The sequence below is a fragment of the Olleya sp. R77988 genome (assembly GCF_044594215.1).
Taxonomy (GTDB): Bacteria; Bacteroidota; Bacteroidia; order Flavobacteriales; family Flavobacteriaceae; genus Olleya.
Window position 1 is genome coordinate 3073095 of the sequence record NZ_CP138988.1, and the last position, 21779, is coordinate 3094873.

The 21779-nt window shown below is 30.9% G+C and carries 19 protein-coding genes; 11 read left to right on the forward strand and 8 right to left on the reverse strand.

The features are described 5' to 3' along the window. The first annotated feature begins 3 nt into the window (after window positions 1–3). Window positions 4–1650, forward strand: a complete 1647-nt coding sequence (locus SJY17_RS13910; protein ID WP_397363172.1) for a M1 family metallopeptidase — start codon at window positions 4–6, stop codon at window positions 1648–1650. A gap of 2 nt (window positions 1651–1652) precedes the next feature. Continuing rightward, window positions 1653–2225 (forward strand): YdeI family protein, encoded by a 573-nt coding sequence (locus tag SJY17_RS13915; protein WP_397363173.1) that lies wholly within the window; start codon window positions 1653–1655, stop codon window positions 2223–2225. Here SJY17_RS13915 and SJY17_RS13920 read toward each other — a convergent pair whose 3' ends face one another. Beyond that, window positions 2226–3692 (reverse strand): magnesium chelatase, encoded by a 1467-nt coding sequence (locus SJY17_RS13920; RefSeq protein WP_397363174.1) that lies wholly within the window; start codon window positions 3690–3692, stop codon window positions 2226–2228. 62 nt (window positions 3693–3754) lie between these two features. Next, window positions 3755–4882: a VWA domain-containing protein gene (locus SJY17_RS13925; protein ID WP_397363175.1), complete on the reverse strand. Its 1128-nt coding sequence runs from the start codon at window positions 4880–4882 to the stop codon at window positions 3755–3757. Between the two features lie 96 nt (window positions 4883–4978). Between SJY17_RS13925 and SJY17_RS13930 the strand changes: the two genes are divergently transcribed. The 3 genes from SJY17_RS13930 (at window position 4979) to SJY17_RS13940 (ending at window position 10061) form a co-directional block, all read left to right on the forward strand. Beyond that, window positions 4979–8173, forward strand: coding sequence for a hypothetical protein (locus tag SJY17_RS13930; protein WP_397363176.1), 3195 nt, complete (start codon window positions 4979–4981; stop codon window positions 8171–8173). A gap of 68 nt (window positions 8174–8241) precedes the next feature. Beyond that, window positions 8242–8802: a superoxide dismutase family protein gene (locus tag SJY17_RS13935; RefSeq protein WP_397363177.1), complete on the forward strand. Its 561-nt coding sequence runs from the start codon at window positions 8242–8244 to the stop codon at window positions 8800–8802. A 77-nt stretch (window positions 8803–8879) separates the two neighbouring features. After that, the gene (locus SJY17_RS13940) at window positions 8880–10061 is read left to right on the forward strand and encodes an LETM1-related biofilm-associated protein (protein WP_397363178.1); all 1182 of its coding nucleotides are present in this window, start codon (window positions 8880–8882) and stop codon (window positions 10059–10061) included. A gap of 38 nt (window positions 10062–10099) precedes the next feature. Here SJY17_RS13940 and SJY17_RS13945 read toward each other — a convergent pair whose 3' ends face one another. From SJY17_RS13945 to SJY17_RS13960, 4 genes are read right to left on the reverse strand one after another with little or no spacing between them, the layout of a single operon-like run. Next, a complete protein-coding gene (locus SJY17_RS13945) occupies window positions 10100–10855 on the reverse strand; it encodes a LytR/AlgR family response regulator transcription factor (RefSeq protein ID WP_397363179.1) in 756 nt (251 codons plus the stop codon). A gap of 59 nt (window positions 10856–10914) precedes the next feature. Further along, on the reverse strand, window positions 10915–11262 hold the full coding sequence (locus SJY17_RS13950; protein ID WP_397363180.1) for a 2TM domain-containing protein: 348 nt from the start codon (window positions 11260–11262) through the stop codon (window positions 10915–10917). An 11-nt stretch (window positions 11263–11273) separates the two neighbouring features. Next, window positions 11274–12620, reverse strand: coding sequence for a 2TM domain-containing protein (locus SJY17_RS13955; protein ID WP_397363181.1), 1347 nt, complete (start codon window positions 12618–12620; stop codon window positions 11274–11276). Then, the gene (locus SJY17_RS13960) at window positions 12620–13249 is read right to left on the reverse strand and encodes a hypothetical protein (protein ID WP_397363182.1); all 630 of its coding nucleotides are present in this window, start codon (window positions 13247–13249) and stop codon (window positions 12620–12622) included. The genes SJY17_RS13955 and SJY17_RS13960 overlap by 1 nt, the downstream gene beginning before the upstream one ends. A gap of 180 nt (window positions 13250–13429) precedes the next feature. Between SJY17_RS13960 and SJY17_RS13965 the strand changes: the two genes are divergently transcribed. The 6 genes from SJY17_RS13965 to SJY17_RS13990 all read left to right on the forward strand — a co-directional run bounded on the left by SJY17_RS13965 (window position 13430) and on the right by SJY17_RS13990 (window position 18830). Continuing rightward, the gene (locus tag SJY17_RS13965) at window positions 13430–13843 is read left to right on the forward strand and encodes a hypothetical protein (protein WP_397363183.1); all 414 of its coding nucleotides are present in this window, start codon (window positions 13430–13432) and stop codon (window positions 13841–13843) included. A gap of 5 nt (window positions 13844–13848) precedes the next feature. Then, window positions 13849–14271 (forward strand): hypothetical protein, encoded by a 423-nt coding sequence (locus SJY17_RS13970; protein WP_397363184.1) that lies wholly within the window; start codon window positions 13849–13851, stop codon window positions 14269–14271. A 147-nt stretch (window positions 14272–14418) separates the two neighbouring features. Further along, entirely contained in the window at window positions 14419–15819 is a 1401-nt protein-coding gene (locus SJY17_RS13975) for a hypothetical protein (protein WP_397363185.1), read from the forward strand. A gap of 4 nt (window positions 15820–15823) precedes the next feature. After that, window positions 15824–17377 (forward strand): AAA family ATPase, encoded by a 1554-nt coding sequence (locus SJY17_RS13980; RefSeq protein ID WP_397363186.1) that lies wholly within the window; start codon window positions 15824–15826, stop codon window positions 17375–17377. 18 nt (window positions 17378–17395) lie between these two features. Continuing rightward, window positions 17396–18298 (forward strand): DNA adenine methylase, encoded by a 903-nt coding sequence (locus tag SJY17_RS13985; RefSeq protein ID WP_397363187.1) that lies wholly within the window; start codon window positions 17396–17398, stop codon window positions 18296–18298. A 25-nt stretch (window positions 18299–18323) separates the two neighbouring features. Then, window positions 18324–18830, forward strand: coding sequence for a 3'-5' exonuclease (locus tag SJY17_RS13990; RefSeq protein ID WP_397364884.1), 507 nt, complete (start codon window positions 18324–18326; stop codon window positions 18828–18830). A 207-nt stretch (window positions 18831–19037) separates the two neighbouring features. Here SJY17_RS13990 and SJY17_RS13995 read toward each other — a convergent pair whose 3' ends face one another. After that, window positions 19038–19325 (reverse strand): hypothetical protein, encoded by a 288-nt coding sequence (locus SJY17_RS13995; protein ID WP_397363188.1) that lies wholly within the window; start codon window positions 19323–19325, stop codon window positions 19038–19040. Window positions 19326–19588: 263 nt separating this feature from the next. Next, window positions 19589–21742 (reverse strand): TonB-dependent receptor domain-containing protein, encoded by a 2154-nt coding sequence (locus SJY17_RS14000; protein WP_397363189.1) that lies wholly within the window; start codon window positions 21740–21742, stop codon window positions 19589–19591. Between the last annotated feature and the right edge of the window lie 37 nt (window positions 21743–21779).

A 21779-nucleotide genomic window follows, 5' to 3' on the forward strand; every position in this document is an offset into this window, starting at 1 on the left:
AGAATGAATAAATCTTTAATTTTCACTATTATTTTACTTTTTTCTTTTTGCATTAATAGTAATGCACAAGGGTTACTAAAAGAAAAAAACAACTTTACACATCAAGATACGCTTCGTGGAAGTATCACGCCAGAGCGCGAATGGTGGGATTTGACCTATTATCATTTAGACATTAAGGTTAATCCTAAGACCAAAACTATTACTGGTAAAAACACAATCCAATATACCGTTTTAAAACCAAACCAAGTATTACAAATCGATTTACAAGAACCGTTAGTACTTACTAAAGTGACTCAAAATGATAAAGCATTAGAGATTAAACACGATGGAAATGCACATTTTGTTACACTTAAAGACCAACAAAATATAGGCGAAACAAATAGCGTAATTGCGTATTACGAAGGAAAACCTCGTGAAGCAGTTAAAGCACCTTGGGATGGTGGAATTTCTTGGAAAAAAGACAACAACGGAAATCATTTTGTAGCTTCATCTTGTCAAGGACTTGGAGCAAGCGTGTGGTGGCCAAACAAAGACCACATGTACGACGAAGTAGACAGCATGTTAATTAGTGTAAATGTACCAAAAGGCTTAACAAACGTCTCTAACGGAAGATTGAGAAGTGTGGAAGAAAAAGAAAATACCACAACCTTTAATTGGTTTGTAAACAACCCAATTAACAATTATGGTGTTAATATAAATATTGGTGATTATGCAAATTTTTCTGAAGTTTTTAAAGGCGAAAAAGGCGATTTAGACATGAATTATTATGTACTAAAAGACAACCTTGACAAAGCTAAAAAACACTTTACAGATGCACCAAAAATGATGAAAGCATTTGAGCATTGGTTTGGACCTTACCCTTTTTATGAAGACAGCTTTAAATTAGTGGAAGTCCCTTATTTAGGAATGGAACACCAAAGCTCTGTAACCTATGGAAACCAATACAAAAAAGGCTATTTAGGTCGTGATTTGTCTGGAACTGGATTAGGTTTAAAATTCGATTTTATAATTATACACGAAGCTGGTCACGAGTGGTTTGCAAATAATATTACCAACGTAGATATTGCAGATATGTGGATTCACGAAGGATTTACAGCCTATTCTGAAAATCTATTTTTAGATTATTACTACGGAAAAAAAGCATCAGCAGATTACGTTATTGGCACACGAAAAAATATTCAAAACGACAGACCTTTAATTGGTCAATACAATGTTAATAATGAAGGCTCTTCAGACATGTATTATAAAGGTGCAAACATGCTACATACGTTACGTCAACTAGTTAATGACGACGAAAAATGGCGACAAATGCTTCGTACTTTAAACTCAAAATTTTATCATCAAACAGTAACAACTCAACAAATTGAAGATTGTTTAGCTGAAGAATCTGGCTTGGATTTAAAAGGATTTTTCAATCAGTATTTAAGAAGTATAAAAATTCCTGTTTTAGAGTATAAAGTTGAAGGCAAAAAATTACACTACAAATGGACAAATACAGTCAAAGGATTTGTAATGCCAATTCAAATTGAAGTGGATGGACAATCTCAATGGATTAATCCTTCATCAGAAAATCAAACTTTAAGATTAAAGTCTAAAAATTCTAAAATCACTGTAGATAGAGACTTTTATATTAATGTAAAAGCACTTTAAAAATGACTACTGACGAGTACTATTTTAAATCTGACAAAGAATGGCGAGAATGGCTACACATCAATCACGATAGTGATAATGGCATTTACCTCATCTTTTACAAAGTAGACCACAAAAACGAAAGTATGCGTTGGGAGGAAGCTGTAAAAGTTGCCTTGTGTTATGGTTGGATAGATAGTACAGTTAAGAGTTTAGGAAATGGAAAACGCAGGCAATACTTTTGTAAACGCAATCCTAAAAGCGTGTGGAGCGCACTTAACAAAAAGCATATTAAAGCCTTACTTGCTGAAGACTTAATGCATCCAAAAGGTTTAGAAATTATAGAAATTGGTAAGAAAAACGGAAGTTGGGCAGCTTTAGATGCTGTTGAAAAAGGCATTATTCCAGAAGCTTTACAATTAGCTTTTGACAATAATGCTAATGCATTTGAGAATTACAACAACTTTGCACCTTCGTATAAAAAAAGTTATTTATACTGGTTAAATCAAGCAAAACGAGAAGCAACAAGACAAAAAAGAATCGCAGAAATTATAAAACTCTGCGATGCTAATATTAAATCTCGTAGTAATTGGTAATTAAATACCATTAATAAAACTACCATAAGGGTCTTTAAATTGAATCCCTTCGGTAAACCTGTATTTACTTAATTGTTTAAATTCCACTAATGCCCAAAGTACAAACTCTTTTACAAAGTAACTTTCTTCTTTAGACAACTTTGGTTGGTGTTCTCCTAACAAATCATCTAAAGGTGTTACAGCGTCTAGTAGTGTTTTGTATTCTTTATCCCTTAAATCATCAAGTAATTCAAATCCATCTGATTGATTAAAAAACCAAGATACAATATCATCATAAGGACTTTCATCATCTTGCTTCTGTAACTTTTCTATCTTAGGAAAAAACTCCGGAAACAGGCTTTTTACAGCTTCACCAATTAAATTGTAAGCCACTTTAGCTGCTCCTTCTTGTTCGCCTTCATAAACCAATTCTACTTTACCAGTAATAGCTGGAATAATCCCTAAAAAGTCTGATAATCTTACTGTTGTAGTCTCATCTCCAGATTTTAATGAACGTAATTCTGCTGTACTTAATAAATTCTCAAAAGCAGTAATACTTAAACGTGCACTTACACCACTTTTTTCGTCTATAAAATCGCTTTCTCTAGCTTCAAAAACAATTTGTTCAAGTAAATCTTTTGCCAATTCTGGTACGTGAATACTTTCTTTTTGACGACTATCCGATTTTGCTTCTTGTTGCGTAATTGTTTTGGCAGTTTCAATATCTGTTGGATAATGCGTTAGAATTTGAGAGCCAATTCTATCTTTTAAGGGTGTAACAATACTTCCTCTGTTGGTATAATCTTCAGGATTTGCAGTAAAAATAAACTGCATATCTAAAGGTAAACGCAATTTAAATCCTCTAATTTGAATATCTCCTTCTTGCAAAATATTAAACAAAGCCACTTGTATTCTGGCTTGCAAATCTGGCAACTCGTTAATAACAAAAATACAACGGTTTGCACGCGGAATCATTCCGTAATGTATTACTCTGTCATCTGCATAACTTAGTTTTAAGTTTGCTGCTTTTATTGGATCCACATCACCAATAATATCTGCAACAGTAACATCTGGAGTTGCTAATTTTTCGGCAAAACGCTCGCTTCTATGCATCCAAGTAATTGGTGTGTTGTCTCCTTTTTCTGCAATCAATTCTGTTGCAAAACGTGAAATGGGTTGTAAAGGATCGTCATTAATTTCGGAACCATCAACAACAGGAATATACTCGTCTAACAAATTAAGCATTAAACGTGCTAAACGTGTTTTTGCTTGACCACGTAATCCTAAAAAATTAATATTATGACGTGATAAAATGGCACGTTCTAACTCAGGAATCACAGTGTTTTCGTAACCATGGACACCCTCAAAAACGATTGTTTTACTTTTTATTTTTTCAATTAAATTATCTCTTAATTCATCTTTAATAGACTTGCTCTTGTATCCAGCTTTTTTTAATTCGCCTAAAGTTTTAATATTTTTTATTTCCATAGTTCTTTTAAATCTTTTTCATTCGAGCGTGAAAATTTTTCACTTATAACTCTTAGTTTTTTTTATCCTTTAATTCTTTTTTTTCTGTTTGTTTCGTAATCTTCAAAAATCATTTCTCCTAATCCTTTTAAGTCTGTATAAAACGCTTTTCCTTGATTGGCATGCGTAAATTCTTCTACAAATTGCATTAAATAAGGGTCTTGAGCAATCATAAAAGTTGTAATTGGAATATGCAGTTTTCTGGCTTGTTGCGCTTGCGCATAGCATTTATTAGTGATGTAAGGATTTAGTCCATTACTGTCTTTATAATATGTCCCGTCTGGCATTTTTAAGCAACTTGGTTTACCATCTGTAATCATAAATATTTGCTTGTTGGTATTACGTTTGCGTCGTAATAAATCCATTGCCAATTGTAATCCAGCCACAGTATTTGTGTGATATGGTCCAACGTTTAAATAGGGTAAATCTTTAATTTTAATTGGCCAAGCATCGTTACCGAAAACCAAAATATCTAAGGTGTCTTTTGGATAACGCGTTGTAATTAATTCGGCTAAAGCCATAGCCACTTTTTTGGCTGGAGTTATCCTGTCTTCACCATATAAAATCATACTGTGACTAATATCTATCATTAACACTGTACTCATTTGAGACTTGTGTGTGGTTTCTTCGACCACCAAATCGTCTTCGGTTAAATTAAAATCGCCAATACCATGATTTATTTGTGCGTTGCGCAAACTTTCTGTCATAGAGACCTTGTCCAAACTATCTCCAAATTGGTAGTTTCTAAAATCGCCTGTATGCTCATCTCCTATTCCAACACCTTTACTTTTGTGGTTTCCAGAACCACTACGCTTAATGTTTCCAAATATTTGGTCTAAAGCAGATTGCCTTATAGCACGTTCAGTTTTTGCTGTAATGGCATTCCCTTTTTTACCGTCTGGTTTAATTTCTTCACGTATGTAACCCTTAGCTTTTAAGTCTTCAATAAAATCCTCAATAGTATAGTCTGGAGTCGTTAATTTATATTCTTTATCTAACTCTCGAAGCCAATCTATAGCTTCGTCAAAATCTCCAGATGTATGTGTTATTAACTCTTTAAAAATATCAAAAAGCTTCTCGAAAGGTGATTGTGAAGGTGCTTCGTATGGTTTAAATACAAAGCCTTTTTTGTATATATTTTCTTTTTTCATGCACTATAAAAATACGACAATTTAACATCAAATTTTTCACCTTAACATCTATTTAAGAATATCTTGCTTAACTTTATGCAAACTAATCCACCAAAAATGAAAAAATTATCCATTTTACTTTTATTACTCTTCTCTATTACAGCGTTTTCGCAAGAATTCTCTATGGATTTAGTCAAAAACATGACACCTAGAAATATTGGTCCTGGCGGAATGTCTGGTCGTGTAACAACTATAGATGTTGTGCATAGCAATCCTGATATTATGTACGTTGGTTCAGCTTCTGGCGGATTATGGAAATCTACTTCTGGAGGTATAAAATGGGAACCTATTTTTGAAAAAGAAGTCACTGCATCTGTTGGTGCAGTTGCTATACAACAATCTAATCCAAGCGTTATTTGGGTTGGAACTGGTGAAGGAAATCCTAGAAATAGTTTAAATGGTGGTTACGGAATCTATAAATCTCTAGACGCTGGAAAAACTTGGTCGTTAATGGGTTTAGAAAAAACCAGACACATTCATCGTATAATTATAGATCCTACAAATCCAAATATAGTGTATGCAGCAGCAATTGGAAGTCCTTGGGGAGAACATCCAGAACGTGGTATTTTTAAAACTATTGATGGTGGTAAATCATGGAAAAAAATATTATTTGCAAATAATAAAACAGGAGCTGCAGACTTGGTTATGGATCCAACCAATCCTAACAAATTAATTGCAACCCTTTGGGAGCATAAACGTGACCCATGGTTTTTTAAATCTGGAGGAACAGGTTCTGGATTGCACATCACACATGATGGTGGAGAAAACTGGACTAAAGTAACAGAAAAAGAAGGTTTTCCTAAAGGAGAACTAGGTCGTATTGGTGTTGCAATTGCTGCAAATAAACCAAATATAATTTATGCTTTAGTTGAAGCAAAAAAGAATGCACTTTACAAAAGTGAAGATGGTGGTTTTAAATGGAAAAAGGTAAACGACAAATCTGATATAGGAAACAGACCTTTTTACTATTCAGAAATCTACGTAGATCCACAAAATGAAAATCGAGTATATTCTGTATACACCTATATAAATGTTAGTGAAGATGGCGGAAAAAACTTTGACCAATTAATGCCTGCTTATGGTGTTAGTAATGGTGTGCATCCAGATCATCATGCATGGTGGATCCATCCAACAAACGGTAATTTTATGATTGATGGTAATGATGGTGGATTAAACATTACCAAAGATGGTGGAAAAAACTGGCGCTTTATTGGTAATCTACCAGTCGCACAATTTTACCATATAAATGTAGATAACGAGTACCCTTATAATGTGTATGGAGGTATGCAAGATAATGGCTCTTGGAGAGGTCCTGCTTATGTTTGGCGTGCACAAGGTATACGCAATAGTTATTGGCAAGAAATTAGTTTTGGAGATGGCTTTGATGTTATTCCAGATAAAGATAATTCAAGATACGGTTGGACCATGAGTCAACAAGGTTTTGTTAGTTACTATGATTGGCAAACAGGAAATAATTATACTGTAAAACCAACACATGCTGATAAAGATATTACACTGCGTTTTAATTGGAATGCTGCAATAAATGTAGATCCATTTGACAATAATACTGTATATTTTGGAAGTCAATTTGTGCATAAATCCATAGACAAAGGGTTAACTTGGGACGTAATCTCATCAGATTTAACTACCAACAATCCAGAAAAATTAAAACAACATGAAAGTGGTGGCTTAACAATGGATGCTACAGGAGCAGAAAACCATTGCACTATTTTGGTTATTGAACCTTCGTCAGTAGAAAAAAACGTCCTTTGGATTGGTACAGATGATGGTCGTGTACATATTACCAAAAATGGAGGTCAAACTTTTGAAGATGTTTCAAAAAACTTAAGAGGATTACCTGAAGGAAGTTGGATTCCGCAGATAAAAGCATCTAATAAAAATAAAGGTGAAGCACTTTTAATAGCTAATGATTACAGACGTTTTAATTACACACCTTATGCATACAGAACAAAAAATTATGGTAAAACATGGACAAGAATTGTAGATCAATCTGATGTAAAAAGTTACACGCTATCAATTGTTGAAGATTTAGTAGAACCAAACTTGCTGTTTTTAGGCACAGATGATGGTTTATATATCTCTATTGATGCAGGAAACAAATGGACAAAATGGACAGAAGGATTTCCTACAACATCAGTAAAAGATTTAGTAATCCATCCACGTGAGCATGATTTAGTAATTGGGACTTTTGGACGTGCTGCTTGGGTTTTGGATGACCTTAGACCATTACGTGCTATTGCAAAAAACAAACAAATAGTAAATAATAAAATCAAACTCTTCTCTCCTCCTACTGCATATCAAGCAGCTTACCAACAGCCAACAGGAAGTAGGTTTGGTGCAGACGCCATGTTTCATGGAACAAACAGAGGTCGTGGTGCACAATTTACTTACTTAGTTAATCCTACTAAAGTTTCAAAAGAGGAAGAGAAAGAAAAAAAAGAGGATGATGAAGCTGATAAAAATGAAATAAAGTGGGATTCTATTTCACTTAAAATATATGATAATGAAAAATTAATCAGAACATTAAAACGCAAAGTACCAAAAGAAAAAGGGTTACATAAATGGACGTGGTATATGGATGAAAAAGGAGTTGATAGACCGTCAAGAACCATTAAAAAAAGTAAACGAGAATCTGGAGGAGTTGATGTTAAACCAGGTAATTACAGAGCAGTTTTAGAATATGGTGACCAAAAAGATGAAACAGTTATTACAATTGCTTCAGACCCAAGGTTAGACGTTTCTACACAAAATACAAACGAAGTTTATTCAGCATTAAAAGACATAGAACATATGCGTCAAATTGCTGCTGATGCGACTAAACAGTTAGTAGAAAACAAAAAACTTGCAGAAAAATATAAAAAAGAGTTGACAGATTTAGATAAAGAAAAATATAAAGATGAAATAAAATCGTCTAAAGAAATTATTAAAAATATAGATAAAATTCTGGATATTTATTTAGGCAAACAAGATAAAAGACAAGGTATTACAAGAACCTTAGATGTTAGTATTAATAATAGATTAAGAACAGCTTCATGGTATGTTGGATCAAGACAAAAAGGGTTAACGTCTACAGAAAAAACATTATTACAACATGCTAAAACAGATTTGCAAGCTGCATTAGAACAAACAAATACGTTTTTTAATGACACCTTTAAGCCTTACTACCAATCTATCATCAAGATAAATATGACAAAAGGAATTGACGAAATAAAAACATTTAAATTAGATTAATGGTTGAGTAATTTGCAAAAGCATAATTATCTACTTAACTTTCTACTTTAAAACAAAAAACAATTAAAATGAAAAAAATAAGTATAGCTATATTATCTCTAACCTTAGTATTTGCAGTAAGTTGTAAAAAAGATAAAACAGCACCAGAAACTGAAAAAACTTTTGCTGAAAAAGCTAAAAAAGTAAAAGTAAAGTTAGAACCTAAAAGTGGCAGTAATGTTACTGGTACTGCAGTTTTTAAAGAAACTGAAGATGGACAAATAGAGTTTCATGCTATGTTAAGTGGATTAGAACCTGGTACACATGCTATTCATATTCATGAAAAAGCAGATTGCAGTTCAGACGATGGAAAATCTACTGGAGGACATTGGAATCCTACAGGTGCACCACATGGTAAATGGGGAAGCACAGCAGGTTTCCATAAAGGAGATATTGGAAACATGATTGCTGACGAAAAAGGTCACGCAGTGTCAATGCTAACTACAGACCAATGGTGTATTGGATGTGGAGATAAAAATAAAGACATCCTAGGTAAAGCAATTATTGTGCATGCTGGAACAGACGATTTTACAACGCAACCAACAGGAGCTGCTGGTGGACGTGTAAGTTGTGGTGGAATTATTAAATAAAATTTAATTAAAATATTTATTTAAAAAGCTACTATTAAGTAGCTTTTTTTTTATTTTACAACTCAAATTAAATGTAAATGAACCCATCTGCAACTGGTTGGATTAAAAAACTAATTAAAGAGTTAAATCCTGAAGAACTCTTTAAAAACAATGACTTAGAAGTGTACTATAGACACTTTAGGGATTGTGGTTTTATATATGGTAGTAATGTTAAGATTGTAAACAATTGGGTTGATAATGATGACTTTGAGTCTGATGAAATTTGTAAAATTAATCTAGTAATAGCATTATTAATTACTTATACTAACAATAAAACCAGTAAAGATTTTTATACAGAAATCGTTGATTTTTACAATACAATAAATAAAGAAAAACCTAATTTTTTTCAAGCCTTAATAGGCTCTAACAATGCTAAGGACAAAGTAGAACGCATTATAAATAAGCGCATTCAAATAGATGATAATTTAATAGATAAAAGTTTTAATTATTTTATTACAAATGCATTACTTTTTGTTGATGTTTTAGCATTTAGAGGGTATTTAAAAACTGGAAAAATCACCGAAGATATTATTGAGCAATATGAAGCTGTAATTGAAAGCATTGTACTTAATACATTAAATAGCAAAAAAATAAAATCAGATTATGATAATAGCTTAATAAACCTTTTTGAACAATCCTTACGTTATCAACGTGATACTGTTTTATTATTCAACGAAGCTATTAAAACTGTAGACACCAACTTGTTTGCACGCTATTGTTTAGATCTTTCTGCTATGGCAACATGGACAGATGCTAAACTAGATAATGAAGAAGAAGTCTTTTTAAACGCTTTAGGAGAACGTTTAAACCTAACACAACACCAAATAGATCAAGCTTCTAAAACTATAGAAGAATTTTATAAAACCTACCGAAAAAAAGTACCGTTATTAGGATCTAAAAACATTGTAAAAACGTTTTATGATAATTCCACTAATATGGTATCTAAGTTATTGAAACGGAATAGTAAAAAATTAACACAAGAACTATCAGAAAGTAAAGAGTTATTAATCCTTTTATCAAAATCTACAGTTAGAGATTTAAGTAAAGACGAACAGAAAAAAGTACAAGATCAATTACTAGACATCTTTAAATCTGTACCTAGCTTGGCTATATTTTTATTACCAGGAGGTGCTTTACTACTACCATTAGTTGTTAAGTTTATACCAAAACTATTACCTAGCGCTTTTGATGACAACAGAATTGAAGACGAAGAAGAATAACAACTCAATAAACTTGATTTAACATTTTAGTAAATCAATTAAGACAACCAATCTTTAAATTCCTTAACACGCTCTCTAGCTACAATAACATCATCTTCATTATAGTTATTAAGTTTGATTTGCAAACGCGAGTTGGTATAACTTACCATATCTTTAATGGCATTAATATTAACAAAAAACTTTCTGTTAATTCTGAAAAAAGTTTCTGGTTCTAGTTCGTTTTGTAAAGCTTCCAATGTGGTATCTAAAAGATAATTTCTACCTTCAGAAGTATAAAGATAAGTTCCTTTGTTTTCGCTATAAAAACATTCTACCTCATCAATATTTATCAGTTTAAGGTGTTGTCCAACTTTAATTGAAAATCGTTTTTTATACACACGATCAATAGGATTAACCAGTAGTTTTTTTATGTCTTCAAAATCTAATGCAATACTTGTTTTTTGTGGTAGTCTAGCTTTATATTTTGTTACAGCAATTTCCAGATCCTCATCATCAATAGGTTTTAGTAGATAATCGATACTATTTAATTTGAAGGCTTGCAATGCATACTCATCATAAGCAGTAGTAAATATAATTGCAGATTTAATATCTATAGTTTCAAAAATCTCGAAAGACAAGCCATCACTTAACTGTATATCCAAAAAGATTAAGTCTGGATGTTCATTGGTGTTAAACCAAGCAATAGATTCTTCAACAGAATGCAACATCGTTTCGGTTTTAACATCTATAGCTTCTAACATACGTTGTAAACGTCTTGCAGATGGTTTTTCGTCTTCTATTATTATTACTTTCATTTGAATTGGTTGATTAGAATTTTAAAGTTTGACTAATAATTTTATTTTTTAACTTAAGACTATTCCCAGTGCTGTTTGTCTTTCTCTTGATTCATGTACTTCTGGATTTTTCGTTCTTCCCAATTTTTTCCAAACATATAATCTGCACCAAACACTCCTAAAAAATGAAAGACGACACCTATTCCCCAAAAAATGGGTGTTGACCAAACTGCTATGCTCCAAAAAGGTTCTCCAGATTTTGTATAAATTAAGACTATTAAAAATATACTAACAACTACATAAATAGCTAGATGCCAATAAAAGCCAACAATTTTTTCAACTTTTTTCTTTGCTCTAATATACGCTTCTTCTTTTCTATATCTTGCCTGAAGATCGTCTTCATTATATGATTCTATATTGTTTTTCATAACTATTTATTTTAATTCCAACGTTGTTGGTCTTCTTCTTCCATATACTTTTTAATCTTTTTCTCTTCCCAAGATTTACCTAACATTCCATCGTTTACAAAAACTTTATAAGCATGAAAAGCTATTCCCATTCCCCAACCAAACATCGGAAACCAAAACCATTTAAAATCCCAACTTGTTTTATAATTAATAAATATTAAAAATGGGATAACAAAACAGTACGAAATTATATTATAATAAAATTCTTTTAGTTCTTCAACATGTTTTCTTGCTCTTACATAAGAGTCGTCAAATTGTTTATGTGGTAATTGTTTCATAATTTTTATTTCTTTAGACAGCATAGGTATAGAAACTAAAAAGTTGGTACTATCTTGACTTATACTTACGCGTTTATTGGTTAATAATTGGTAGCGTTGCTTGATATTTTCTAGACCAACTCCACTACTCTTTTTTAAAATTTCTTTGGTTTGTAGATTATTTTCTACAACTAAGTTTCCGTCTGCTTCATAAATTTTAATATGCAACGGTTTACTACTTGTTACAACATTATGTTTTACTGCATTTTCTAATAGCAATTGCAACGATAAAGGCACCACCTTACTCTCAGGGTTTTGTGCTTGATCTGGTATGTCAAAAATAATGCTGTCTTCAAATCTCATTTTTAATAAAGACATATAGGTTTTAGCAAACTTTAACTCTTCATCAACAGTTACTAAATCTTTGTTTTTTTGCTCTAAAACGTAACGATATACTTTAGACAAACTAGTGGTGAATTTTTGAGCACTATTTGGGTTTTCTTCAATTAAACTAGTTAATACATTTAAACTATTAAATAAAAAATGAGGGTCTAATTGGTTTTTTAAAGCATCAAACTTAGCACTTGCAGTTCCTGCAATTACTTTTTGCTCTGTTACTTTATTTTCTTGTAAATGCCTTAAATAATAATAAATATAGTAGCAAGCTGTAACAGTTATAGCTATGGTTACAGAAAACCAATAGTAAGTTAATTTATCTGACTGTAAAAACTCAGATAATGGCATTCCATATATTAAAACCTTAATGGTTAGTCTTAAAAAGAAAATAGCAATTACAGAAATAACTATAGATGAAACAGCTGCTAGAATAAGATTTTTAAGTTTAAATAAATCTGACTTATACTTTTGTATCATGTACGATACAAAATAGGCATTAGATAAATGAAGCACAATAGCATACATTTGGTTATACACAAAATCCATAAGCATATTAAAATCTGCTTTAATAGTAGATCCAATAAAATACATTACAATGTATCGTATTAAAAAAACTAATACACCTACAGCAAACGCTTTTGCTAATTCTTTATAAAATTTTGACATTATTCCTCGTTACACTCTTTAGTTAGTTGTTCTGCACGTTCTTTTCCCCAATTTGGCGCAAACGTACTCTCAGGTTTAAAGTTAGCAAAAAGTTCTAGAGATTTTTCAATTTGTGCACAAAATGGTTTAGTATCCTGTCCAAAATATTTAGCACTACCCATATCCCATTCTGCTTTATTTAAGACAACTCTTGGATTATCTGGTGCTAATTCTGTTGCTTTAGCATAAAGGCTAATAATTTTTCCTGATAAGGTCATTCCGTAAGTTGCACCATCACTAGCCACATAAACTGTATGCAACATAGCTTGCAATACCATAATTTCTGCATTATCTGCAGATCTACTTGTAGCTTCATCCACAAAAGTTTGTGCTTTTTTAAGTTGTGCATCTAAAGCATCTGCATCATTTAGTTTAGAAAAACCATCCAAAATTAATACTTGTGCAGCATAGTATGATGGTATCCAATTTTCTTTTTCGGCATTTGCAATACGCTCAAACATATTAGACGCTTCTGCTATCTCTCCTTTTCCCCAAAGCTCTAAAGCTTTGTTCATTCCTGTTTCATAAGTGGTTTGTGCTTGTAACATACTAGTTACAAAAAACACAATGGTAATGGCAATTTTATACATAATTAATAGAGTTTTAAATTAACACTACAAATATGCAACACTAACCTTCATTTTTAAAAAGCAGTTTACCCAACTGTTATTTTTTTATGCTGAATTGTAAGAAACTTAATTTACGTACTTCTACGTATTGGATTTAAAACACAGAAGCCTTAACTTTAAAATGTTTTAAAACAAATTATTATGCCTTTAAAAACAGTAACAATTATAGTATTTAGTACCATTGGCTTATTATTTTTACTTAACATTATCTTAAACGTTAATAAATATAAAAACGATACGATAAATGTTTTAATTAAAAATTGGAGCTTTAACAAGTACTTTTTTATTACGTTTCTTTGGGGTGTTTTGGGTGGACACTTTTTTTTAGGTACAAAAGCACCAATCCATCCTATTTTTGTGGATCGTTGGGAAATCCCACCAATATTACTTGCAATAATTGTTATTGTAATGATATTAATTGGCAGAAAGCTACCTAAAGACTTTGTTCTACAAACACGCTATCAAATTATTTTATTAATTACAGGTGTAATGTATGGTCATTTTATATGGTCGCAACGTCATGAAGAGTTTATTAATTTTGCACTAAACAACTAAATACTATGCAATTACTAGAAAACGATACGTTTGTAAAACGCATTCAATATTTAATAATTACCTTGTTTATTTTACTTATTGCTTTTGATGTGTATTTAGCAATAGACAATACTATAGATAATGACACCATTAGCTATATTATAAAATCCTACACAGATAATGGCTTGTATATCCTGACCTTTTTTTGGGGAGCAGTCACAGCTAATTTTTTCTTTCCAACCCAACACACTTTATTAGTTAGTGGTACAATAGGTAGTATTATACTTGTGGTTTTTGCCATTTTTATTTATTGGTTTAGCTTAGGAACAATGGTAAGTAAGCTAATTGGACCAACCGAAAACGATATACGTATAGCACATGCTATTTATATGGTTTTTGGCTTTATAATGGGTTATTTGTTTTGGAGACAACCTGATAAAAGTGAATAATAAATATACGTAGTTCTACGTATTTCATACCTCAACTGTTTGTAGTAAATTTATTACTTAAGATAAATCTGAAGCGTTTACGGTTTTCCGTAAGGTTTATTGTTGAAGAATGGTTTGTTTTGAAATTGAATTAATAGCAAGAAATCCATGGGCAAAATATTTGTTGAAAGAAAAATTAAAGTTGAAGAATTAGAACTTTGGGATGAGAACGCAAGGTTTCCAGATAAGTATCACGATTCGTCAGAAAATGAGTTAATCAATTATTTTGTTACGAAATCAAATTTTAAAATTAAAACCTTAATTGATGAAATTATAAAGGATTTTGATCTGCCAATAATGGAAAAACTGATAGTTTGGGATGAGGATGAAAAATTAATCGTTTTAGAAGGAAATAGAAGAATAACTGGATATAAGCTAATAATCAATCCAGAAATTATAATTGAAACTAATAAAAATTTATATAATTATATAGTTGAAAGAAAAAAGACAATTAATATTGATGAAAATTTCAAATTAGATTGTTTAGTTTCTAGTGACAAAGAACAGTGTTATAGATATATAGATCGCAAACATTCGAAAAACAACAATGAAGTAAGTTGGTTAGAACCTGAAAAAATTAATTATTCAAACCGAAGAGGCTTTGAAAGTCAGAATTCTAAAATAAAAATAGCAATTAATAATTTTGTGAGAAATTTAGAGCTTCCTGAAGAAGTTATAGACAAAATACTTGGAAGAGGATACGTTACTACTTTTTATAGACTTATAGCAACTGGTCCAGCAAAAAAATCTTATGGATTAACTACTGATGAAAATGGAAATTTAAAATATACAGATAAAGATTTCCCTGATAAACTAAAGGTAATAATTTATAATGTTTTAAAGAAAAAAGATTTTAGCGGAAATAAAGTAGACACAAGAGAATTAAATAAAAACCCTGAAATAAAAAACTACTTAGATTCTGTAAATTCTCAGGATGTAAAAAAAGTAGAAAATGAATTAAACAAAAATATTCAGCAAGATATTTTTGGTAAAAAAACATTTAATCTTGAAATAGATAAAACTGAAGAAACTCCAATCTCAGCTAAAAGAAACAAACCCGTTCCAAAAGGACTTTTTTACTCAACTGATGTTCCAATTAGAATTGGTAACACAAGTCTCAGAACTCTATATGATGAACTCAAAAATATAAGTGTTTATGATTTTCCTAATGCAACACACGATTTATTAAGAAGCTTTTTAGAATGTTCTCTTATTTTCTTTTTAAAAGAAATTAAAGAATATGAACTTGTTAAAAAATCTGACGTACATAATCCAAAGTTAGGTGAAATGATGACACATATTATTAATGGAAAATGTAATTTTATAAAGGATCAAAATTTAATTGCATCTTTGAAAGCAATTAAAACTGATTTTGACCAACCCTACTCTCTGGAAAGAATGAACATGATTAATCACAATGAAAACTGTACATCAACAGAGAAAGATGTTAGAAAAACATGGGCACAACTAGAATCTTTATTTAAAATAATACTTAATCCAATTAATTAAGATTATGAAAATTACGAAAATAAAAATAAAAAAATATAGAGGTTTTGAGGATGTTGATTTTGACTTAGGAACAAACATCACTGCCATCTCTGGTCAAAATGGAACTCAAAAAACGACAATTTTAGGAATGCTAAGCCAACCCTTTTCTATTACAGATAAAAAAAGTTTAATGATAAATGAAAAACCACTTTGTGGTGGAACTTTCAGGTCTGATTTCGCTAATAAATTTAAATTTTCTCCAATTTATGATAAAGCAGGTGAACACGAATGGACTTTATTTTTTGATAGTAAAAAACCTCCTTCATATACAGTAGAAAGTATAGACAGAGATAAAAGTTCTGGCTCAATTCGTTTCTGGAAAAAAGGCTCAAGGTCAAAAGGCTCTGGCTTTATACAACATCCAGTGATTTATTTGAGTCTTAAAAGATTATTCCCAATAGCAGAAGATAATAGTTTAAAAGAAAATGAAGATATTTCTCTGACTAAAGAAGAATTTCAATTTTATCAAAAATGGTTTAACTCTATATTATTACTCACTCGTGACAAAGATAAAGTTATAAGTACTAATTTTTTATCAAGTAGTCACAAGCAAACTTTAGGTGCAAACACCAATCATTATGATTGGAAAACAAACTCTGCAGGACAAGATAACTTAAGTAAGATTTTGTTAGCCATAATAACTTTTAAACGTTTAAAAGAAAAATATCCAAAAGAATATAATGGAGGTATCTTAGCAATTGACGAAATCGGAGCAACTTTTTATCCTGGTTCTCAAATAAAATTAATAGAAGTTCTAAATAAATTTTCATCTAAATTTAACATACAGATTATATTTACAACACATTCACTTACAATTTTAAAAGAGATCTCTAGATTAAGCAATGAACCCTTCAGAAAAGAACAAATTAAATTAATGTTTTTAACTAAAGAAGATGGTAAAGTAGATATAAAAAAAGAGATTGATTATTTTTTTATTAAAAATCATTTGAATAACACCATTACTGGTCAACCAGCTACAAAAAAAATTAATGTTTATACAGAAGACAATGAAGGAATTATTTTTGCAAAGTCATTGTTAGGTTTAAAATATACAAAGTATTTAAATTTCTTAAAGATACCTCTTGGTTCGGGCAATTTGATTCAGCTTGCCACTTCAAAAGTACCTTCATTCATTTTTCCAAATTCAATAATAATGTTAGATGGTGATGTTAAAGAGGGTAAAGCTGAATTAAAGAAAGCCAAAAAGATTAAAAATATTTTATTCTTTCCTACAAACAATTCACCTGAGCAAATTGTTGCTCATTTTCTTAATAACCTATCAGATAAACATCCTCTATGGAGAGAAATTGATGCGACATATAGTCATCAAAATTGTTTTAGTTCTTTTACAAATGATGAAATACAAAAAGATAGAGAGGTTTCAAAAAAATGGTTTAAACTTAATCTTAAACTTTGGGGTCGTAATGCTTCAAAAGTATTAAATTACTGGAAAAAAGAGAACAAGGAACTTGTTGAAGAATTTAAAAATAAATTTGTAGAATTGCATAATAAATTTTAAAAAACAATTGACACTTATATGATTTACTCGCCATTAAGATATCCTGGAGGTAAAAATAAATTATCTGGTTTCATTGCAAAGATTTGTGTTGATAATGAAATAAACGGGCATTATGTTGAACCATATTCTGGAGGTGCATCTGTTGCTTTATTCTTATTATTTGAAGGGTTTGTAGAAAAAATAACAATTAATGACAGAGATAGGTCTATTTATGCTTTTTGGCATTCCGTTTTAAATAACACGAATAAGTTATGTACTTTAATTGAAGATACTGATGTAACAATTGGAGAATGGGAAAAACAAAAGAAAATTCAATTAAATAAAAAAACAGCAAACTTGTTGGAATTAGGCTTTTCTACTTTTTATCTAAATCGTGTTAATCGTTCAGGAATTATTAATGCTGGTGTTATGGGAGGAAAAAACCAAGATGGAAATTATTTAATGGATTGTCGCTTTAATAAACCAGAATTAATAAAAAGGATTAAAAGAATTTCATCAAGAAAAAAAGATATACGACTTTATAAAAAAGATGCGATAAAACTAATTGATAAAATTCAAAGTGAATCACAAAACAACAATACTATTTTCTATTTTGATCCTCCATACTATTTAAAAGCTAGCACATTATACATGAATCACTACAAAGAAAAAAACCATAAAAAAGTTAGTGATAAAATAAAAAATATCCAAAACATTAAATGGATTGTTTCTTATGATAATGTTCCAGAAATCAAAGACTTATATTCAGAGTGTGAAAAAAAAGAATTTTCATTTAAACATACAGCATATAAAGCTAAAGTAGGGAAAGAAATTTTGTTTTTTAGTCCAAAAATCATTCAACCTAAAGAAAAAAACTGGAACCCTCTAAAATACAAATTAAAGAAAAGAACTAATTTTAAAGAAGTTGTTTATTGTATTTAATTAATATTAAACCCATAACATGTCAATGACTTTCGCTGCAATAGATTTTGAAACCGCAAAAAGCCACCACATTTGTTCAGTTGGTATTGTGACGTTTAAAGATGGTGTTATTGTTGATGAGTTTCATGCATTAATCCAACCACCAAACAACGAGTATAATTGGCACAACCAACAAGTCCATGGTATTACAGAAGACGATACTAGATTTGCGCCTAATTTTAGAGCAGTCTATCCAGAGATTAAAAAACGTATTTCTGGTCATGTAACCGTTGCACATAATGAGTCTTTTGACAGAACCGTTTTACTAAAAACAATGAAGGACTTTAATATTCCTGAGTCCGATTTAGTTATGCAAGAACGTTGGGAATGTACACTTAAAATATATCGTAAAAAAGGTTATAAACCAGCTAAGTTGGATGCGTGTTGTAAAGTGCATAATATAGCTTTAAAACATCATGATGCTTTGTCTGATGCTAGAGCTTGTGGTAAGCTGTTTTTAATTTCTAAGTATGAGCGTTTACCTTTGTTTTAAATTGTTATCGATACATTTTTACTCCTTCGTCGTAAAACACTCTAACTGACATTGTGTGATTACTCTGTCTTATAAATTATATACTATTTATTTACCACAACGTCTACGCTTTGTCACTTCGAGTGATTTGTAAGATTATAGAAAGCAAAATATATTTTGATTGAAGATACCTAAGCGCAGCTTAAACAAATTGTATCGAGAAGCAAACTAACGTCTAGCTTTTCTTACCAATTTTAGTATTATAAATGCAATCACTGCTTGCATTAAAGCATTAACAATAATCACTAACCAAAACGAGTTGGTACTTGATCTGTAAATCCCTTGCTCTGGAAATAGCCTATTAAATAAGGTTAACGGAAACGAAATAGCTTCGTCAATAAACTTAACTATTATGCTATTTGGTTGTAGTACGTTTTCTGCTAAATAACTTATTGAAAATCCTAATGCTACATCAATAAAAAAAAGCGCAATAAATAGTTTTATAAATGTTCTCATATTACAAATAAAGCAAAATTATTTTGTTCCTTTTTAGGTTCTCGATACATTTTACTCCTTTGTCGTAAAACACTCGAACTGACGTTATGTGATTACTCAACGTCTAGATTTATAGTGTTTCTTTTCCATAATGTTTCCACTTCGTCACTTCGAGTGGTTTGTGAAGCATGAACAAATTGTATCGAGAAGTTTCACACTAATAACTAAATATTTAAATTTAATCTACATATTAAGTTTGATAAGATTCCTGCCTACGCAGGAATTTACAAATTATCCAATTGGTTATCTGTACCTTTCTCGCTTATAGTCCAAAAGAAACCTACAAAGAAAAACTGATCTGCTGCTGGACGCAATGCACGTCTATTAAATTGACCATTTAAGTTTGCTGTATCTGCATATTGATAGCCATTAACATTTTTAAATCCTAACGCGTTATTAACTGAAAAATACAAGATTTTTTGAGGACTTAAAAGGTAAGCCCAATTAATACTTAGGCTATTATAACTTTTTGTTTTTTGGTTTAAAAAACCTGTTTGATTTGGATCTGTGTATGTTCTACCAGAAGCAAAACTATAACTAAGACCAACTTGGCTTTTCCAGTCGTCTATCCAATACTTACCAACTACAGATAGATTATGTGTATTAGCAAAATTAGGTTGTGCTGCTGTTGGATAGTTTCTGTAATCGCGTTCTGTATCTAACAACGAGTAGCTTACCCAGTAATCTATGTTTTTAATACTTTTATTATCTCGCCAAAACAAATCTAAACCTTTTGCAAAACCACTTCCAGTGTTATTAAAATTGGTATCAAAATTAGTGAAATTGGTATCATACTTTACCAAATCGCTATATTTTTTATAATAGGTTTCGGCTCTAAAAATTTTACCATCTGCATTAAACTGGTAGTTTAAAATAAAATGCTCTGCTTGTTGTGCTTGTAAGTCTTGTTCAAACTTTAAAACTGTACTAGTTGGTTGCTGTAAAAAATTACCATAAGCTAAAGACAATTGGCTTTTACTTCCTGTTTTATATGCTAAGGATGCTCTTGGAGATAGGTTTGCTTTATTAAACAACGCGCTATATTCTGCACGTAATCCTGCTTTTAAAGCTAAATTTTTAGAGAAAAACACATCTGCTTCTGCAAATGCACCTGTTAGGTTATTGTTATAACCGTAATTAGCATTGTCTACAAAATTATCGTTATAGTTTTCATCAAACTTGGTTGCAAACTGCTCCACACCAAAGTTTAATTTAAAACGGTTACTAAAACGATGTTTTAGTTTGACTTTAGCGTGTATAGAGTTTTCTGTTGACAGTATTTTACTTTCACTAATATTTAGTTTCTGTTTTGCGTAAGTATAACTTAAACCTCCAGAAATGGTCCAATCGTTATCTAAAACTTCTTTATATGATCCATTAAAATAATAGTTATCATTTTTTAATGCAAACGGGATTCCGTTATCAAAATTGATATCCTCTTGTATTAAATCAAAGTTAGTACTATCAAACGCTGAATATAATTTTAAAATTCCGTTGTCTGTTTTATGTCTAAAAACAGCTTCTCCTGCAAGGGTTTCGTATGGTTTATTCCAATCATTTCTATCTTCAAAAACATCTAAATATGGTGCTAAATTTATATATGTTGCATTGACACTTAGACTGTTTTTACCCCAAATTTGCGTATTTCCTATATTAGCACCAACACTCATAATCCCAATATCTGTTTTTTCTTGATCTGGTTGGTTTACAGTATTTAACTCTAATACACTTGATAAGGCTTGTCCATATTCTGCAGAGTAGCCACCTGTTGAAAACGTAATTCCGTCAAATAAAAATGGAGAGTAACGTCCACGTGTTGGTGCATTGTTTGTAGTTGGTGAGTATGGTGTAAATACACGAATACCATCTATAAATATTTGTGTTTCTTCTGCATCTCCACCACGTACAAATAGTCGTCCATCTTCAGAGACTGTTGTTGTACCAGGAAGTGTTTGTAAGGCTCCAACAAAATCGCCTAATGCACTTGCTGTAGTGACAACGTCTAATGGTTTTAAAACCGAAATCTTACTATTATCTCCTGCTGAAAAAGAACCTGCAGAAATGACAACTGCATCTAATGTGTTAACATCGTCGCGAAGTGTTATTTTTAAGTTTTTTAATAGCGAAATATCTTTTACTATAGTTTTAGTCTCAAAGGATACAAACGATATGACTAAAGATTGTACTCCTTTTTCTGTTGTTGAAAACTGGAAACTACCATTTTGTACTGTACTTGTACCGTCATAAGTCCCTTCTAAATACACATTTGCGCCTTCTATTGGCTGGTTTTTGGAATCTGTTACAATTCCGTTAATTATAGTTTGTGCTTGAGTACTTAAGCTTAAAATTAGGATTAAGACGGTTGTTAAAAATTTCATGTGTTCGTGGTTTTTGATTAATTGATGGTACAAAGAT

What these genes read in the sequence shown, in the direction of transcription:
- SJY17_RS13910 (WP_397363172.1), top strand. Translation starts at nt 4, where the DNA reads ATGAATAAATCTTTAATTTTCACTATTATTTTACTTTTTTCTTTTTGC.
- SJY17_RS13915 (WP_397363173.1), top strand. Translation starts at nt 1,653, where the DNA reads ATGACTACTGACGAGTACTATTTTAAATCTGACAAAGAATGGCGAGAA.
- SJY17_RS13920 (WP_397363174.1), bottom strand. Translation starts at nt 3,692, where the DNA reads ATGGAAATAAAAAATATTAAAACTTTAGGCGAATTAAAAAAAGCTGGA.
- SJY17_RS13925 (WP_397363175.1), bottom strand. Translation starts at nt 4,882, where the DNA reads ATGAAAAAAGAAAATATATACAAAAAAGGCTTTGTATTTAAACCATAC.
- SJY17_RS13930 (WP_397363176.1), top strand. Translation starts at nt 4,979, where the DNA reads ATGAAAAAATTATCCATTTTACTTTTATTACTCTTCTCTATTACAGCG.
- SJY17_RS13935 (WP_397363177.1), top strand. Translation starts at nt 8,242, where the DNA reads ATGAAAAAAATAAGTATAGCTATATTATCTCTAACCTTAGTATTTGCA.
- SJY17_RS13940 (WP_397363178.1), top strand. Translation starts at nt 8,880, where the DNA reads ATGAACCCATCTGCAACTGGTTGGATTAAAAAACTAATTAAAGAGTTA.
- SJY17_RS13945 (WP_397363179.1), bottom strand. Translation starts at nt 10,855, where the DNA reads ATGAAAGTAATAATAATAGAAGACGAAAAACCATCTGCAAGACGTTTA.
- SJY17_RS13950 (WP_397363180.1), bottom strand. Translation starts at nt 11,262, where the DNA reads ATGAAAAACAATATAGAATCATATAATGAAGACGATCTTCAGGCAAGA.
- SJY17_RS13955 (WP_397363181.1), bottom strand. Translation starts at nt 12,620, where the DNA reads ATGTCAAAATTTTATAAAGAATTAGCAAAAGCGTTTGCTGTAGGTGTA.
- SJY17_RS13960 (WP_397363182.1), bottom strand. Translation starts at nt 13,249, where the DNA reads ATGTATAAAATTGCCATTACCATTGTGTTTTTTGTAACTAGTATGTTA.
- SJY17_RS13965 (WP_397363183.1), top strand. Translation starts at nt 13,430, where the DNA reads ATGCCTTTAAAAACAGTAACAATTATAGTATTTAGTACCATTGGCTTA.
- SJY17_RS13970 (WP_397363184.1), top strand. Translation starts at nt 13,849, where the DNA reads ATGCAATTACTAGAAAACGATACGTTTGTAAAACGCATTCAATATTTA.
- SJY17_RS13975 (WP_397363185.1), top strand. Translation starts at nt 14,419, where the DNA reads ATGGGCAAAATATTTGTTGAAAGAAAAATTAAAGTTGAAGAATTAGAA.
- SJY17_RS13980 (WP_397363186.1), top strand. Translation starts at nt 15,824, where the DNA reads ATGAAAATTACGAAAATAAAAATAAAAAAATATAGAGGTTTTGAGGAT.
- SJY17_RS13985 (WP_397363187.1), top strand. Translation starts at nt 17,396, where the DNA reads ATGATTTACTCGCCATTAAGATATCCTGGAGGTAAAAATAAATTATCT.
- SJY17_RS13990 (WP_397364884.1), top strand. Translation starts at nt 18,324, where the DNA reads ATGACTTTCGCTGCAATAGATTTTGAAACCGCAAAAAGCCACCACATT.
- SJY17_RS13995 (WP_397363188.1), bottom strand. Translation starts at nt 19,325, where the DNA reads ATGAGAACATTTATAAAACTATTTATTGCGCTTTTTTTTATTGATGTA.
- SJY17_RS14000 (WP_397363189.1), bottom strand. Translation starts at nt 21,742, where the DNA reads ATGAAATTTTTAACAACCGTCTTAATCCTAATTTTAAGCTTAAGTACT.